Annotated in this window: 12 protein-coding genes; 3 read left to right on the top strand and 9 right to left on the bottom strand. The window is 42.4% G+C overall.

The annotated features are described in order from the left end of the window. Positions 1 to 3: 3 nt before the first annotated feature. The 5 genes from KUL10_RS07960 to KUL10_RS07940 form a co-directional block, all read right to left on the bottom strand. Positions 4 to 984, bottom strand: coding sequence for a DUF58 domain-containing protein (locus KUL10_RS07960; RefSeq protein WP_110428374.1), 981 nt, complete (start codon positions 982 to 984; stop codon positions 4 to 6). A gap of 12 nt (positions 985 to 996) precedes the next feature. Beyond that, the gene (locus KUL10_RS07955; protein WP_110428373.1) at positions 997 to 2001 is read right to left on the bottom strand and encodes a MoxR family ATPase; all 1005 of its coding nucleotides are present in this window, start codon (positions 1999 to 2001) and stop codon (positions 997 to 999) included. A 56-nt stretch (positions 2002 to 2057) separates the two neighbouring features. Next, complete coding sequence (locus KUL10_RS07950; RefSeq protein WP_110428372.1) at positions 2058 to 2756, bottom strand: DUF4159 domain-containing protein; 699 nt, start codon at positions 2754 to 2756, stop codon at positions 2058 to 2060. A gap of 63 nt (positions 2757 to 2819) precedes the next feature. Continuing rightward, positions 2820 to 4163 (bottom strand): TldD/PmbA family protein, encoded by a 1344-nt coding sequence (locus KUL10_RS07945; RefSeq protein WP_110428371.1) that lies wholly within the window; start codon positions 4161 to 4163, stop codon positions 2820 to 2822. Positions 4164 to 4186: 23 nt separating this feature from the next. Then, positions 4187 to 5818 carry a TldD/PmbA family protein gene (locus tag KUL10_RS07940; RefSeq protein WP_110428370.1) on the bottom strand — a complete coding sequence of 544 codons (1632 nt, stop codon included), beginning with the start codon at positions 5816 to 5818 and terminating at the stop codon, positions 4187 to 4189. Positions 5819 to 6111: 293 nt separating this feature from the next. On the opposite strand from KUL10_RS07940, the gene purT reads away from it, so the two are divergent. Then, entirely contained in the window at positions 6112 to 7296 is a 1185-nt protein-coding gene (gene purT, locus KUL10_RS07935; RefSeq protein WP_110428369.1) for a formate-dependent phosphoribosylglycinamide formyltransferase, read from the top strand. Here the strand turns inward: purT and KUL10_RS07930 are convergent. Beyond that, positions 7293 to 8489, bottom strand: coding sequence for a DNA-binding transcriptional regulator (locus KUL10_RS07930; protein ID WP_110428368.1), 1197 nt, complete (start codon positions 8487 to 8489; stop codon positions 7293 to 7295). The genes purT and KUL10_RS07930 overlap by 4 nt on opposite strands. Before the next feature lie 239 nt (positions 8490 to 8728). Between KUL10_RS07930 and xylB the strand changes: the two genes are divergently transcribed. Both xylB and xylA read left to right on the top strand, forming a co-directional pair. After that, the gene (xylB, locus tag KUL10_RS07925) at positions 8729 to 10183 is read left to right on the top strand and encodes a xylulokinase (protein WP_110428367.1); all 1455 of its coding nucleotides are present in this window, start codon (positions 8729 to 8731) and stop codon (positions 10181 to 10183) included. Positions 10184 to 10244: 61 nt separating this feature from the next. Continuing rightward, positions 10245 to 11564, top strand: coding sequence for a xylose isomerase (gene xylA / locus KUL10_RS07920; RefSeq protein WP_110428428.1), 1320 nt, complete (start codon positions 10245 to 10247; stop codon positions 11562 to 11564). Positions 11565 to 11657: 93 nt separating this feature from the next. Here the strand turns inward: xylA and KUL10_RS07915 are convergent, their stop codons facing one another. The 3 genes from KUL10_RS07915 to KUL10_RS07905 form a co-directional block, all read right to left on the bottom strand. Beyond that, entirely contained in the window at positions 11658 to 13478 is a 1821-nt protein-coding gene (locus KUL10_RS07915) for a diguanylate cyclase (RefSeq protein ID WP_110428366.1), read from the bottom strand. 205 nt (positions 13479 to 13683) lie between these two features. Continuing rightward, complete coding sequence (locus KUL10_RS07910) at positions 13684 to 15048, bottom strand: glycoside-pentoside-hexuronide (GPH):cation symporter (protein ID WP_233499746.1); 1365 nt, start codon at positions 15046 to 15048, stop codon at positions 13684 to 13686. Positions 15049 to 15159: 111 nt separating this feature from the next. After that, complete coding sequence (locus KUL10_RS07905) at positions 15160 to 16905, bottom strand: glycoside hydrolase family 9 protein (protein WP_110428365.1); 1746 nt, start codon at positions 16903 to 16905, stop codon at positions 15160 to 15162. Between the last annotated feature and the right edge of the window lie 111 nt (positions 16906 to 17016).

The following is a 17016-nucleotide window of genomic DNA, read 5'->3' as shown; positions in this document are numbered from 1 at the left end:
TCATCACTTTTTGTTTGTGCTTCTTTGCTGGTGTCTATGCTGGTGGCTACGGCGCATCGCTGTCTGCAAATTAAATAAATCGTGCATTGCTTGGTGGATCGGTAGGTCAACGTTAACTAATAGGTGTTGCATGCCTAAGTGACTGATATGCGCTTCTAGTTGCGCTTGATGTTTGTTTAATGCTTGCAAAAAGCCTGTTTTGGCTTCGTTTGCGGAAAGTAAGAAGCTTTGTCCGGTTTCTGGCTCTTCGAATTTTATTTGGCCTTGGTAGTTAAAGTTCAGTTCGTCTTCACACATCAGTTGCACACAAATCACATCTGTTTTTTGCGTATTAAATTGCGCGAGTAACTCAAATATTTCTTGGTTGTGCTGGCAAAAATCGCTAACAACCACTAATACTCCATGGTGGCGCATCGATTCAAAGCTGGGTAGTAAATTTTCTAAGTTTGGAAAGCCGCCATCGGCGTTTATGTTGTATAGCGACAACAGTAGGTTTTGCCAGTGCGCATGACCTTTTTTCGCTGGTATAAAGAGATCGTTTGCATTTGTTGAACTTGATTCCAGAGACACCAATCCAATTGCATCTCCTTGTTCTTGAGCGATGCAACTTAAGCTCGATAGGAATACTTTCGCAAAGTCTAGTTTTGACAAAGGTTTTGAGCGAAGGCCGTTCATATCGATGCTTTTATTTTGCTTTGAGACCATAGACATAGATGCACTTGAGTCTATCAACATCCACAGGTCAAGGTCGCTTTCTTGATAAGCTTCTCGCACAAAATAGCGATCTGAGCGTGCAAATAACTTCCAGTCTATATTTGCTAATGCATCGCCAGGTTCGTAAGCTCGGTATTGGCTAAATTCGACGCCACTGCCTCTTGATACGCTTGAATGCAGGCCACTTAAAAAGCCTCGTGCTACCTTTTGAGCAATCCAAGGTAAGCCTTTCACTTTTGCTAAAGCAGCTAAGTCGACAAGTTCGTTCACAAAAGCAACTCTCTAAGCCAATGGGCTGGCAGGTGCGCTCACGCCATTCACAATTGCATCGATCACGCTTTCGACCGTTTGCTGTTGTGCTTGCGCTTGAAAGTTAAGCAGTATTCGGTGGCTTAATACACTGGGTAAAACACTTTGTATGTCACTTAAGGTCACTACAAAGCGCTTGTTGAGCAAAGCATGGGCTTTTGCACATAACACCAATGCTTGTCCGGCTCTTGGACCTGCGCCCCAACTGACAAACTGAGATACTTCGCTGATTGAAGTGCCTTGAGGACGTGTATTTCTGACCAGTTCGGTTACGTAATTGAGTAGATCGTCGTTAAACTCAACTTCTCTGACCAAATTCTGCAATTGGATAATTTCTTGAGAGGAGAGTGTTGCGTCGATCGCATAATCATATGTACCCGTTGTGCGCTTGAGTATTTCTCGTTCGTCTTCCTGAGAGGGGTATCCAACATTTACAAACATTAAAAAGCGGTCTAACTGAGCTTCTGGCAAGGGATAAGTACCAGACTGTTCAACCGGATTTTGAGTGGCAAGCACAAAAAATGGCTTGGGCAAAGGATAGTGTTCACCTGCATAACTGACGTGCTTTTCTTGCATGGCTTCCAACAAGGCCGCTTGTGTTTTTGCCGGGGTGCGATTGATTTCATCAGCCAACAAAATATTAGTGAAAACAGGCCCTTTTTGAAACTTGAAAAAGCGTTGACCGCTATCGTGGCCTGTTTCTAATACTTCGGTGCCAATGATGTCACTGGGCATCAAATCTGGCGTAAATTGAACACGATTGAACGATAAATCTAAGGCCTGTGATAAGGCATTAACCATCAGTGTTTTAGCTAATCCTGGTACACCTTCTAGTAAACAATGACCGCCAGCTAGTAGACTAATCATGAGTTTTTGCACGACGTCTTGTTGCCCGACGATTGCTTTTGCAACTTCACTTTGGACTTGTTCAAGCTTATGTAGCAGCGCTTGTATTTCGGTTTTATCTAGAGTCGCCATCTTTATTGTTTGCCTTTGGAATCAAATTTATTGGTTTATGCACAACGCTCGCGGGCTTAGGACATCATCGCGTACATCACAATGTTAACGCCAAACTTTGTATTGTCTTTGCGTAAGAAACGTTTATTTCTAAAGTCGTAATCCCATTCGCAGCCATAGTCTTTGTTACTGTAAAGCACGGCTATACGCCCATTAACGATAATCGCTTTTAAATAGTCATGAACGAGATCATCTCCCCAACCATTGAGCTCAAGTCCAGTGGTAGGTGGACCGTCAAATTCAAAAAAACTGCTATAAATAGGGTGATCGTTAGGGATTTTTTGAAGTGCATCGTCGCCAAATATAGCGGCCATTTGACGCTCAAATGTACGTGCAAACATGCCATCTATATCGTGGTTACAATCATCAACAAAGACAAAGCCGCCATTGTTGACGTAGGTTTCAAAGTTATCTCGTTCTTGAGTATTAAATTCAACCAAGCGATGACCTGCCATGTAGCAAAACGGTGCGCTAAGCATGGCTGGATCAGACAGTGGAATAATTCGCTCTTTGATATCCACGCGCAAGCTTGTGTACTCAATTAGCGAATTAAGTAGATTAGCAGGCATGCGTTCATCAACATCCCAATTGCCTGATTCGTAACTCAAGCGAGTAAAGTAAAAATCGTATTTACTGCTTAAAGCACTGACTTTAAATGGCAATGATAGAGAAGCTAAAAGCGCTGAGCCTGAAACGATGAAGTCTCTGCGTTTCATAAGATTTATATCAACTTAAACGACATGCACCGCCTGAAGAAATAGGCGGTGCAATGACTTACTTTATACCGCGTCAGATAAACTGCTAAAGGTAAAGTCTCGTACTTTCATTGGCGGGATCATATTGCCGTTGATTCGTTGAGGTTCACCTAGCGCTTCTATATTGTTGAGCATCACGATTGGACTTTCATTGAATCTGAAATTTTTAATCGGGTATTTAATCTTGCCATTTTCAATGTAGAAAGTGCCGTCTCGGGTTAAGCCAGTGTACAACAGTGTTTGTGGATCCAACGAGCGGATGTACCACAAGCGAGTGACCAAAATGCCTCTGCGAGTATTTTTGATCATGTCTTCTAAAGACTCGTTACCGCCGTCCATAATAATGTTGCCACCACCTGGAATGTAATCAACGCCCGTTTTCTTCGCCCAGTAAGGAGAGTTTGGCATGTTGACTACTTTGCCGTTTTTAATCCAATCGGTGTGCTTTCTCGGATAACCGTTACCTTCAAACGGAGCCGTCGGAGCAATCGGATGTTGAGGGTCGGTGTAGATGTTCACGCGTTCATCGAACATTTTTTCGCCAAGGCGGTTTTTAGGTGCTTTTTCTGGATCTTCGCCTTCTTTTGGCTTGTAACTCAAAAAGCTACGGCCTTCATCAGCTGAGCGTTGGCCAAAGTTGTTTACCATATTGCCTAGCAATCCTACACTTGCCGCAGGCTCAAGGATGACAGTGTATTTACCTGGCTCCATGGCTTTGGCATCCACCGAGTTTTTCGATTTTGTGATTGCGATTTTGGAGGCTTCTGCAGTATCAAGCAGTTTAACGTCGCTATAGTTGCGGGTTGCCCAACCAGAGCCTTTGCCGTCTTCTGTGCGGATAGTGACAGAAAAATCAACGTCAGTCGCTTGGTTGTAGGCAAACAAGCCTTTGTTGTTCATGATTGCCGAAAAGCCCACTGTTTCTTCTAGAAAGCCTGAAGCAACGAGTTTGTTTTTCTTTGAAGGTACAATGCTGTCTTCTGCTGCTTGAGCTCTAAACTCTGGCGTGACATCAGCTGTAGACTTGAAGTAGGTCTTTGATTCTACGTATTTTTGCTTTCCAAACACTGGCATATGCTCATCATTTTCAGGCGCCAGTTTTGCTAGTTCTTCTGAGCGTCTGACCACCTTTTGAAGTGATGCATCATCGAACTCGTTGATCGTCGCAACGCCCGTGCGTTTGCCAAAAGTTGATTGTACTGCAAGCACTAAATCACTTTCTTCACCGGCTGTTGATACGGTATTTCGTGCGTATCTTATGTTACCGCCCAAAGTGCCATCGAGGTTGCATTCACACTCGTCAGCTTTAGAAAAGGCGATGACTTTGCTTAATAAAGCTTTTGCTTTTTGTTCTGATAATATTGTCATTTTTATATTCCTTGTCCTATGCCTTACACGTTGCGCGCTGTGTTGATCACGTTGATATTATTGAATCTTGTGGTTGGGCAACCATGAGAAACTGCGCTAACTTGTGAAGGCTGACCTTTGCCATCAAAGAATGAACCGCCTAAGCGATAGTCTGATTTACCTGCCATTTGCACACAACTGTTCCAAAACTCTTGTGTATTTGACTGATAAGCCACGTCTTCAATTTGATCGACGATTTTACCGTCTTTGATTTCATAGAATAATTGACCGCCAAATTGGAAGTTATAGCGTTGCTGATCGATTGAAAACGACCCGCGCCCCGCGATGTAAATGCCTTTTTCGACATCTTTGATTACATCTTCAGCTGATATATCTTTTTCATTTGGTTTTAAGCTGACGTTCGGCATACGTTGGAATTGAACGTCGCGCCAACTTTGAGAATAACAGCAACCATGAGACTCGTTTTGATCAATCATGTGCACTTGATCACGTGTTGCTTGATAGTTAACTAAAATGCCGTCTTTCACTAAGTCCCACTGTTTGGTTTTAACCCCTTCATCATCGTATTCAACGTGACCGAGTGAGCCCACTTGGGTTTTGTCAGCAAACAAGTTAACGATGTCAGAGCCGTATTGGAATTTACCGCTTTTCCATTTATCTAATGTGGCGAAACTGGTGCCAGCAAAGTTAGCTTCATAGCCCAGTACACGGTCTAGTTCAAGCGGGTGTCCTACTGATTCATGAATCGTTAGCATCAAGTGAGCAGGGTCTAAGACTAAATCATATTTACCAGGTTCTACCGATTTGGCTTTTAGCTTGGCTTTGAGCTGCTTACCCGCAGCCGCGGCATCTTCGATAATATCGTATGACTTGTTGTAGCCGACGTTTGCGCCGGTAATTTTAATTTTGTCTTCTTCTTTACCGTCTAAGTACTCAAAGCCCATGCCGACAGGATTACCTAAACCTGTGCGTTGTTTAAATCCTTCTGGACCGACAGCGGTGGCGAAGAACGGCGCCCATAAACGATGAACATCTTGATCAATATAAGAGCCATCTGTTGAAGCGAAATACTTTTGTTCATTCACTAAAAACAAAACAGAAGTAATGAAGTTGGCACCATTGCTCATCGCTGCATCGTTGACCGATAGCAATAAGTCTACTTTTTCTTTGATCGGCACTTCCATTGCATTTTTGGTGATCGGCGTTTGCCAGCTGACATCACCGACCCCTTTAACAGGCGCTAATTTAACGGGAGAGGTTTGAAACTTAGAATTAGCTTTTGCTACTGCAACGGCTTTTTTAGCTGTTTCGGCAATACTGTCAGGCGTCATAATAGAGGTTGAGGCAAATCCCCATGTGCCGTTAGCAATTACGCGGATACCAATTCCAGCAGACTCAGTGTTGACGATATTGTCTACGTTGGTTTCTCGAGTCGTGACAAATTGATTTAGGTAGCGACCAATGCGAGCATCTGCATAGGATGCACCTGCCGCTTTTGCAGTATTGAGTGCAATATCTGCCAGTTTTTTCTTAAATGCGACATCCATGGGTTTGTCGAGCATTTGTTCTGCCGAGATGGCTATGCCTGAAACAGGCAACACCATTGCACCTACTCCTGCGGCTGTGCCTAACTTGATAAAGTTACGTCTATCCATTCTTATTCCCTCTGCCGTTGTTTTTTGTGATTTCTTATTGTTTTATTATTATTTTTTTTCGTATCTTCACCAGTATATGGCATTGAGTAAAAAACACTCAAGCAAGGATTTACCTTGTTGCCAATTAATACGTAACAACTTGTTACATTCATTGGCAAAATCAGCGCTATTTATGGACTTTGTTGACATGTAAAGCGCTAGACGTTATTGCTAGCGATATAAATAACAGCGTAATAGTCAATGAGCACGTTTAAGCGTATTCAATAGACATAAATTCAAAGGATTCAATTGAAATGACAACATGTATTGGAACACCATTTTCAACAAGCGCGACTAAAGTGCTTTTATGTGGAGCAGGTGAGCTAGGCAAAGAAGTAGCGATTGAACTCAAGCGATTGGGGTGTGAAGTCATTGCTTTAGACCGATACGAAAACGCACCAGCGATGCAAGTTGCCGATCGTAGCTATACACTTTCGATGCTGGATTCAGAAGCGTTAAGCAAGATCATCAAAGCAGAAACCCCTAATTATATCGTGCCTGAAATTGAAGCGATTGCGACGGATACGCTCATGCAGCTAGAAAGTGAGGGGTTTAATGTTGTGCCCACGGCGAAAGCGGCGCATCTGACCATGAATCGAGAGGGAATTAGGCGCTTGGTGGCCGAGGATTTGGGCATTCCGACGTCGTCATATCAATTTGCGGATAATTTTGAAGACTTCAAATTAGCGATTGAGCAGATTGGCTTCCCATGCTTGGTAAAACCTATTATGAGCTCATCAGGTAAAGGGCAATCTTTGTTAAAAAGCGAAAGTGATGTCCAACATGCTTGGAATTATGCTCAAGAAGGCGGCCGCGCAGGAAAGGGCAAAGTCATTGTTGAAGGCTTTGTTGATTTTGATTACGAAATTACCTTGCTCACTATTCGGCATATCAATGGTACAAGCTTTTGCGAGCCGATAGGGCATCGACAAGAAAATGGAGATTACCAAGAATCTTGGCAACCACAAGCAATGTCGCCCCTAGCGCTTCAACGTTCACAAGAAGTCGCTGAAAAAGTCACCTCGGCGCTAGGTGGTCGTGGCTTATTTGGTGTTGAGCTATTCATAAAAGGTGACGATGTGTTTTTTAGTGAGGTTTCACCACGCCCTCACGACACTGGTATGGTGACTTTAATATCGCAAGGTTTATCTGAATTTGCTTTGCATGTGCGAGCATTTTTAGGCTTACCAATACCGAACATACCGTTTAACGGGCCCAGTGCATCAGCTGCAATACTGGTGACGGGGGAGTCCAAGCAAGTCAGCTTTTCGTGTTTGGAAGAAGTATTGAGCATTGCCAATACTGATCTGCGCTTATTTGGTAAGCCTGAGGTGGCCGGCACAAGGCGCATGGGTGTCACGCTCGCCAAAGCAGAAAATACAGATGATGCAGTGGCCATTGCTAGTCATATGAGAAGCACTATTAAAGCAAGTCTCTAAGCTTGCTTTGGATTTGTATGCTCTTGTCTATACTGCTTAGGAGTCATCGAAAAATGCTTTTTGAATACTGAATACATGTATTGAAGCGAGGGATATCCGCACTTTTCAGCAACCAGATTTATCGCTTCATGACTGTCTTTTAAAAGCGTGCACGCGCGTTCAAGTTTGGCGTTGTGAATTTCGTTGTGCACACTGTGACCGCATTCTTGTACAAAGCGTTGCTCTAGGTTTGAACGTGAAATACCCACATAGTCTACAACTTGCTCTACTTTAATACCTCTGCATGCATGTTGTCTGACGAAATGCATGGCTTGAATGACATAAGGGTCTTGTAAGGCTTTAAAGTCTGTTGACTGACGTTGAACAACGCCCGTTGGATCGACCAACACTCTCGGGAAAGTTTCTGGTTCTGGGCGATTACTTGCTTTTCTATCTAACGCTTTGTGCAACAGACGAGCGGCTTGAACACCCATTTCAAAACACCCTTGCGAAACTGAACTGAGACTAATTCGACTCAAGTTTCTTGCAATGTCGTCATCATCAATCCCGACAATTGAAATTTGGTCGGGCACTAAGCGCTGCACCTTGTCACATGCTTGAAGCAAGTGTCGCGCGCGGGCATCGGTAACTGCGATAACACCGGTAGGGGCGGGGAGACTTTGGATCCAGTCAGATAAACGATTCATATTGTGATGCCAAGTTTCAGGCGTGGTTTCATAGCCTCGATATACCAAGCACTCAAAACCAGAGCGGCGGCACAAGTCAATCACTGCTTTTTCTCTTTCTAGCGCCCACTTTCTGCTTTCGTTTATCGGCAGCCCATAAAAGGCAAAGCTTTCTAAGCCTTTTTGTTTTAGGTGGACAAAAGCGGCTTCGATTAAGCGACTATTGTCGGTAGCAACATAAGGTACATTGGGATAGTCAGCTTCGTTTTTGTATGAGCCACCTACACCGATGACGGGCTTTCTAAACGATGAAAGCGCATCTCTGATTTCTTGGTCATCAAAGTCAGCGATGACACCATCTACTTCCCATGCGTCAAGATTATTGAGTCTTGCAAGACAGTCTTCTTCAAGAAAAACATCCCAGCCGACTTTTGATGAATGCAAGTAGTGTCCGATGCCTTCTATTACTTGCCGATCGTAAACTTTATTAGCATTAAATAACAAACGAATACTGTGTTGTTGATCCATCCGTAACCCCTTAATGAACTTTAATGATTTTTACTTAATCGATTACGAAAGATGATAATCAAAATTGGTTAACAAAAGAATAACAAAATTACGGAATTTATTTATGAAAATTAGTAATTGAGCGATTTATTGGCATGCCCGATGATGTATCCATCAAAACAAACGGTAACTATTTTTCGTTAACAAATAACGTTTACCGGAATGCATTCAATGTAATGCATTGAAATAAAGGCACAGCTATGTATTTAGGAATCGATTTAGGCACATCGGGCATCAAAGTTATCATTACCGACCAAGACGGTAAGTTGGTTGCGTCGGTGACAGAAGGACTTACCGTGCAGCGCAAGCACGCGCTTTGGTCTGAGCAAGACCCAGCGCAGTGGTGGGATGCACTGCAAGCTTGTATGAGTAATAAGCAGTTAACACCATTTTTGGGTAGTGTAAAAGCACTGGGTGTAACCGGTCAAATGCATGGTTCTGTCGCGCTTGATAAAGATGCAAATGTCCTTCGACCTGCAATTTTATGGAACGATGGGCGCTCATCAAAAGAATGTGCTGAGCTAGAAGCAGAAGTCAAAAATGCGCGCCAAATTACCGGTAATTTGATAATGCCCGGGTTCACTGCGCCCAAGATCAAATGGATGCAAAAACACGAACCTGAATTGTTTCAGAAAATCGATAAAGTACTGCTTCCAAAAGACTATCTTAGGTATCTGTTAAGTGGTGATTTTGCCTCTGATATGTCAGATTCAGCAGGCAGTTTGTGGTTGGATGTTGAAAACCGTAAGTGGAATACCGAGTTGCTTAAGGCCTGCGGTCTTGATGAATCTCATATGCCCACTCTCTATGAAGGTTCTGATATTACTGGCCATTTAAGCCCATCGTTAGCACAAAAGTGGGGCATGCAATCAGTGCCGATCATTGCAGGTGGAGGTGACAATGCCGCTGGCGCAGTTGGTGTGGGCTTGATCAACAGTGGCAAAGCAATGATCTCACTGGGCACCTCAGGTGTTTACTTTGTCGTGAATAACACTTTCTCTGCCAATCCAGACAAAGCAGTCCACAGTTTTTGTCATGCTTTGCCTAATACTTGGCATTTAATGTCGGTGATATTAAGTGCGGCAAGTTGTTTGGAATGGCTATCTACGCAGGTGCTTAAAAAAGATCTAGGCGAGTTGATGCTTGCGCTTGAACAGGCTGATCTTGATACCTCGAAAGCACCGATCTTTTTGCCTTACTTATCGGGTGAGCGAACCCCGCATAATAACCCTAATGCTGTTGGAAACTTCTTTGGTATCACCCATCAAACAAGCGATTTAGATATGCTTTATGCAGTGATGGAAGGCGTGTGTTTTGCGTTTGCTGATGGCTTTGATGTGCTTCATGAGAACAGCCCAAAACCCGATGCTATTACGCTAATTGGCGGCGGTTCTAAAAGCTTGATGTGGAGACAGATGTTTGCAGATATCTTAAACATCGAAATAGATTACCGAGAAGGTGGCGATGTTGGCCCTGCCTTAGGTGCAGCAAGACTTGCACAAATTGCGGTTGACGATTCAAAAACACTAGTTGAGATTTGCCCTGAACCGCCGGTAGTCGCAACTTACCAACCAAACCAAGCGGCGCAGACTTTATACAAGAAGCGAAGAGCGACTTTTATACAACTTTATAGCGCGCTAAAGACGCTTTATTAATTTCTTTTTCAAGCCGGGTGATTAGCCCATGCTTGAAAACAACTATGACACGGGGACAAATATGTCGACTTATTTTTCAGATATTCCAAAAATCGCGTTTGAAGGCGCTGATTCAGATAATCCGCTTGCATTTCATCACTATGATGCTGAGCAAAAAATACTCGGTAAAAGCATGAAGGATCATCTTCGCTTTGCGGCGTGCTATTGGCATAACTTCTGTTGGGACGGTGCAGATGTATTTGGGCAAGGCACGTTTAATCGTCCTTGGTTACAAACAGCCGAACCAATGCAACAAGCCAAGCAAAAAGCAGATGTTGCCTTTGAGTTTTTTGAAAAATTAGATATTCCTTATTACTGTTTTCACGACATTGATGTTGCGCCAGAAGGCAATAGCATCAAAGAGTACGTAAACAACTTCAGCGAAATGGTAGATGTACTTGAGCAAAAGCAAGCTGAGACAGGCTTAAAGCTACTTTGGGGAACGGCAAACTTATTTAGTAACCCTAGATATGCCGCAGGTGGTGCTTCTAACCCAAATCCAGAAGTTTTTAGCTATGGCGCAACACAAGTATGCCATGCTATGAATGCAACTCAGCGTCTTGGCGGGGAAAACTATGTTCTTTGGGGCGGCAGAGAAGGATATGAAAGTCTTCTTAATACTGACCTACGACAAGAGCGTGAGCAACTTGGGCGTTTCTTTACCATGGTCGCAGAGCACAAAGCAAAAATTGGATTTAAAGGGACGCTTTTAATCGAACCCAAGCCTCAAGAGCCTACAAAGCATCAATATGATTATGATTCTGCAACGGTTTATGGTTTCTTAAAGCAGTTTGGTCTAGAGGATGAATTTAAGGTCAATATCGAAGCAAACCACGCGACACTTGCGGGTCACTCTTTCCATCATGAAATCGCGACAGCTATTTCATTGGGCATCTTTGGTAGTATTGATGCGAACAGAGGCGATGCCCAAAACGGATGGGATACGGATCAATTTCCAACCGATATTGAAGAGCTAACACTTGTCATTTACGAGATTCTTAAATCAGGTGGTTTCACCACGGGCGGGTTCAATTTCGATTGTAAGTTGCGTCGTCAAAGCAGTGACCCTGCCGATTTATTCCATGGTCATATAGGTGGTATGGACAACCTTGCGTTGGCGCTCAAAAAGGCGGCTGGCATCATAGAGAACGACTTCTTTGTTGAAAAAGTGGCACAACGCTATGCTGGTTGGAATGCAGACTTAGGTAAAGGGATATTGGCAGGTCAATACTCATTGTCAGGCCTTGCAGAAAAAACAATTAAGGACGGTTTCTCTCCAAAGCATAGCAGCGGTCAGCAAGAATTTTTAGAGAATAGGCTAACACGTCATATATATAAATAGTTTTTGCGTGTTCTTAGGCTGAAAAGACTTGTTGCGTTCCGAGTGTGTGCGGAATCTTTAAGTACTTCTCCTTAGTCTAGGCTTAAGGACCGTTTAGGCAGAAATAACTCTATTTCTGCCTAATTTTTTACCTTCATATAAGGCTAAATCTGTGCGTTTGAGACACATGTCTATCGTATCTCCATTTCGACATTGTGTGATCCCTAGCGTAATCGTGATTGAGTGTTTAATTTGTGAAGTTAAATCAAAATATATCTGCTCTCTGATGTCTTCCGCTATTTTCTTACCCTCTTTTATTTCGCAATCTGTCAATAAAACCAAAAACTCTTCTCCGCCCCAGCGACCAGCAAAGCCATGCTCTTTGACCATTCCCTTCATAATAATACCGCCCGTTTCTAGGACAATATCCCCTACATCGTGACCAAGTTGGTCATTCAGTTTTTTGAAATGGTCGAAATCGATTAAAACCAGGCAAAATGGTCTTTGAAAAACATCAAATTCTTGCTTTGCTTGGTTGATATGTTGCATGAGGCCGCGACGATTTAATAAACAAGTTAGCGGGTCTTCATTGACCAAGACTTCTAATTTTTGATTTGCTCTTGCTAATTCGCTGGTTCGCTGGATTACTTGGTGCTCGAGTGTAGAACTGAGCTCTTCTAATTTTTCGTTTCGCTCTTTAAGTCTTACATCCAAGACCTTATTTTCGATGCCTGCATTGATAAAATAAGTATAGGTCAGATAATTTTGACACATTAAAAAGGCTACGAGACCAAAACTGCTTAAAATTAAGGTATCAATGACATTCATGCTATGCAAAATATCATTGACAACGCAAGTAAACAGCATCATTGAACCAACAAACAAAAGGTTTGCGTTTGGACGTTTCCTAATGACAGCTAAAATAATACCTGACATTAAAAATAGCAGCGCAGGTATCATGAAAACTTGGAAGTAGGGCATAAATGTGCTGAATAGCAAAGAGGGGGTAAGCAATATAATCAACGAATAAGTGATAGCAACCGCATTGATGAAGATCATCACACTGCGATAGTAATCCTTTGGAAACATGTAATAGAAATACAGCATGTAAATTGGTGTTGTTGCAGCAAACGTCAAAAAGCTAATTCGCACTCCTGCTTCAAAATTCCAATAGTAAATGTCAGAGAATTGAAGAATCTGACTAGCTTCTAGTTCACGTATTGCTAACGATGCAGATATCAATGCCACTAACAGCGGCAATCTATTAGTCGGATTTAATGAAAACTGAATAAGATTAAATATACATACAGTGATGAATACTGCGATCAGGAATGAATTACGGAAGCCTTTTGCATATTGTTGTTTAAATAGTTCAGAGGGTAGGCCTACTCTAAGTGACTCCCAAAAGCCTCCCCATTGAAATTGATGATTGGATACAAGCACCGTAATAGTAAATGTTTCACTTTGAGGGGAAAAGTCGAAAATACCTGGGTGATATTTTGCGATTGAATCTTTAGCATCGAACGCAACCTTACCGCCTTCTGCAAGCAGTTGATCATCAATGTACAATTGATAAGCGGTACCAATCGACGGTATTCGGATGGCTAATCTCTCGTATTGTTTATTCAGTGTCACTTCTGCTTGATAAGTCGCTGCTCCATGCAATGCGAGGTCTTTCCCACGGTGCTTCTGAGTATTCCATGTGCTTGGAACTTTGAAAAAATCAATACTGGAGTTTTCTTCATTAATATCTTGCGGTTTGCGCAACTCTTGCCAATAAAATGACCAATCACCATCAAGAGGAACGGATTTTGTCTGATAAAAATCTATTTTACTTAGATCAAGCTGACCTTTAATTACAGTTGGCAGAGATTTGTCTTTAACAACGTCACCTACGAGTACCAAAACGCTAAAAACAACAACAGAAAAAAACAAAGCAATAGGATCCCTGACATTGAGTACAGTGAGGTTTCTATTGATTGCCTTTTATCACTTGCTGTTTGGCTATTGGTGTTGATAATGCCGTCGCTCTGATATTGATAATTCACCTATTAATATCAGAGGTATCGGCATCTACTGAATTGGTATTACATTTTTATTAGGTTGGTTGATTGCGTTTCACTTCAGTGTAGGCGTATGCTTATTGCGAATTTATCGTAGCCATCTCTTTATTCGTCAATCTATAATGGCGAAGCAACAGAAAAACAACGACACCAGCAAGCGCTGATGCTGCAGAGAATATTAATTTTATACCCAATAATGAACTGTCGGATTGGGTGACGTTTGCCTCATAGCCGAAGCCAGCGAGTATCCATCCAGTCATAGCACCACCAATTGCAATACCAATTTTGAGTGCCCATAAATGACCTGAAAAGCTCATTGCCATCGCTCTTGAACCATGCTTGACTGCACCGTAGTCTACAGTATCTGCAACGGCAGAAAATAATAGCGGCGTGATCACCATATGGGTAAAGTTGGCGATTAGCATCAATGCAAATGCTGCCCACAGCATATCTTGTGGTACAAAAAATAATGTAGCATTACTCACAATAATACCGGTAGTTGCAAGGCGCATGAGCGAAACTTTGCATAAATAACGAGATAACCAATCTGTCGACAAGGCGCCCGCCACACCAGCTAGCATGCCAGCTGTCATGAACATCGCCACCATATCTTCGCGCCCTAAGTAGTAAGTGACATAGTATTGAGTGACGGAGCCTCTCATGGCGACACTAATTAACAAAACAAATGTGATTAAGGCAATTATTCTCCACTGGTCATTTGCGAGCATTTTTTTGACATCCGCTAAGATACTTTGCTTATCTACTCGTTGACTTTCGTCCTTGTTGGGTTCGACTATCGTTCGTTCTTTTGTGAATACGAAGCACACGACAAAACAAATAACAGCGAAGATCGACAAAGTCGCCATTGCAAATAGATATCCGCGCTCTTTATTTCCTTGTCCCCAAAACTCAACCAATGGCAACATTGAAGCGGTGACAATTGCACCGCCAATCATAGCAAGTGCAAAACGCCACGATTGAATAGACGCTCTTTGAGTAGAGGACGATGTCATCACGCCTCCTAATGCAGAATAAGGAATATTAATTGCTGTATAAACCGTCATTAATAGCGTGTACGTAACATACGCAAAGATGAGTTTTCCTTGGGCACTAAAGTCAGGGGAAGAGAATGCTAATACCGCAATTAAGCCATAAGGAATGCACATCCATAGGAGGTATGGACGGTATTTACCCCACTTAGTTTGAGTGCGATCTGCTATTCCACCCATAATAGGGTCAGTTATAGCATCAAAGATTCTTACCACAAGAAACAAGGTACCTACGGCCGCAGCTGATAAGCCGAAAACATCAGTGTAATAAAACATTAAAAAGCCGATCACCACTTGAAACACAATGTTGCTGGCTGTGTCGCCTAATCCATATGCGAATTTTTCAGTTACTTTAACTGGCTTTTCCATGCTCTGATTGTTAGTCGATTCCATTACTTTTCCGTTAACATTTTTAGATGTTTATCGAATGTTAACAAATAATGTTATCGTTAACAAATGAGTTTTTAAAAAAACGCGAACAGAGCGAACGCGCTTTATACATTATCAACGATACTTTGATTGCATGTGAGCAAGTGCAAAAACCAAGGGGGCATTCCAGTTAATTGTGACCTCATTTGAGGCATAGCTGCACCAGTGATCGACGTATGATTGTGATGGTAAATCAGAAACATAATCACATTTATCTTGTTGACCAGAATGTGGGCCGCCCACAAGAAAGCCTGGTACAGGCTTGACAACATTATCAGCCTCAGAAGGTCTATGATGAGGGTGCATAGGTGTGACCTTTCCAAATCCTGTTACATAGCTGAAACCCGTTGGATTAGTTCCTAATGCATAGTTTAAAAGGCCCTCTCCAGCAACTTGATATGCCATCTCTTTTGTTAAGTTATATGCTTGAAACATTACCATTGCTTTGTTCATTGCAACGCCGTTACTTCCCCAAACATAGTCGACTTTGGTCATCGAGTTTGGATAGGCTGACTGCTCGTGCTCTTTTAAAATCCGTTTAGCAAGCAATAAGAATGTGCTTTTAATTCGTTGATAGTCTTGCTCAGGAAGTAACTGCTTACCATCGAATAAAAGCGATATATAACCTAATGCACTGCTATTTGACCAAGAAGGAACTTCTGGTGTCACGGCGACATTGTTAAACGAAGTTAAAAACGAATTACTGTTCGTGGTTAAAAATAATTCGGCAGATGCCCATGCGAACTCGTCGATTGGATACTCATCTTCATATTGACCAGTCGAAACATCTTCCGGTTGACGATAAGGAACTGCTGGGTTGATGGATGCCCACTTAAAAGCAGCTAATGCTTGTTTCTCATACTTTTCAGAAAGGTCTGCATCAATATTTTTATACACTCGGCTAGCTTTGGCTAGTACGGCTGCAAAATTCAGGGCCGCTGTTGTTGTCTTTTGAACAACAAAACGGGACTCTTTTCCTTCTTGTGGCATGATAATTCCAGAGAAGTTCAGTGTCGTAAGCTTGTGATATACACCGCCATCATTTGGATCTTGCATGGTACTCATCCATTCTAGATTCCATGCTATTTCATCCAAAATATCCGCTTTGTTGTTATTAGATTCTGGAATATTTAAATTAAGTGAATTGTAGTAATCTTCGTGCTGAGAGAAAGCTTGAAGTAAGGTATATGTTGATATTCCTGAATTGACGATATATTTGTTGTAGTCGCCAGCGTCATACCAGCCTTTAGGTGAACTAATCACCGTGCCAGCTGGGCGCGCATCACTTGCTGCAGACGGATGAATAATGACTTCTGTATCAGGGTGGCCCATTGCTCTTGCAAACTTACCCCCTAATTCAGGTGTGATCTCCAAGCCTGCCCTATTGTAATAATAAGCTTTAAGCGTGGCCTTATGTAAGTCTTCATATCGGTTATTGATAACTTCAAAGGTTGAAGTTTCATCAATCCCATCTACTGACAACTCATATTTACCTACATCTTTTATACTTGATAGATCTATTTGAGAAATCGATTCCCCTGATAAAGTGCTCGGCTTAGGTTCACTCGAAATACCGTTTTTAATGACTTCGCCAGAGGCGTTCCGAACGCTAAATTTGCGAGCACTAACGGTCGGTATAGCCACAATTTTACTTGCGTTTGGCAAGTAACCGAGTTGATTTATTTTGATAGATGATGCGTATGGGTGCACAACGACTCCTGCTGTTGAATTATCTTCAGTAGCACCGCAACCCGCTAGCCCTAAACTCGCTCCGATAGTAATGATAGCGCTTACATATGCATTTAATTTTTGCTTTAGCATAACTTCGATCCCTGCCAAAATGTTAAAAAAGTGTTGTCCACATTAAAAGGTGTGAGGGAGTTATTGTCAAGAAATGTTAAAATGCAAAGTGTTGCGTTTTGTTGTTAGGCC

This window comes from Glaciecola sp. KUL10, from assembly GCF_003203515.1.
Taxonomy (GTDB): domain Bacteria; phylum Pseudomonadota; class Gammaproteobacteria; order Enterobacterales; family Alteromonadaceae; genus Glaciecola.
Note: the sequence above shows the minus strand (reverse complement) of the source record. Positions and strands in the feature narration are given on the sequence as shown.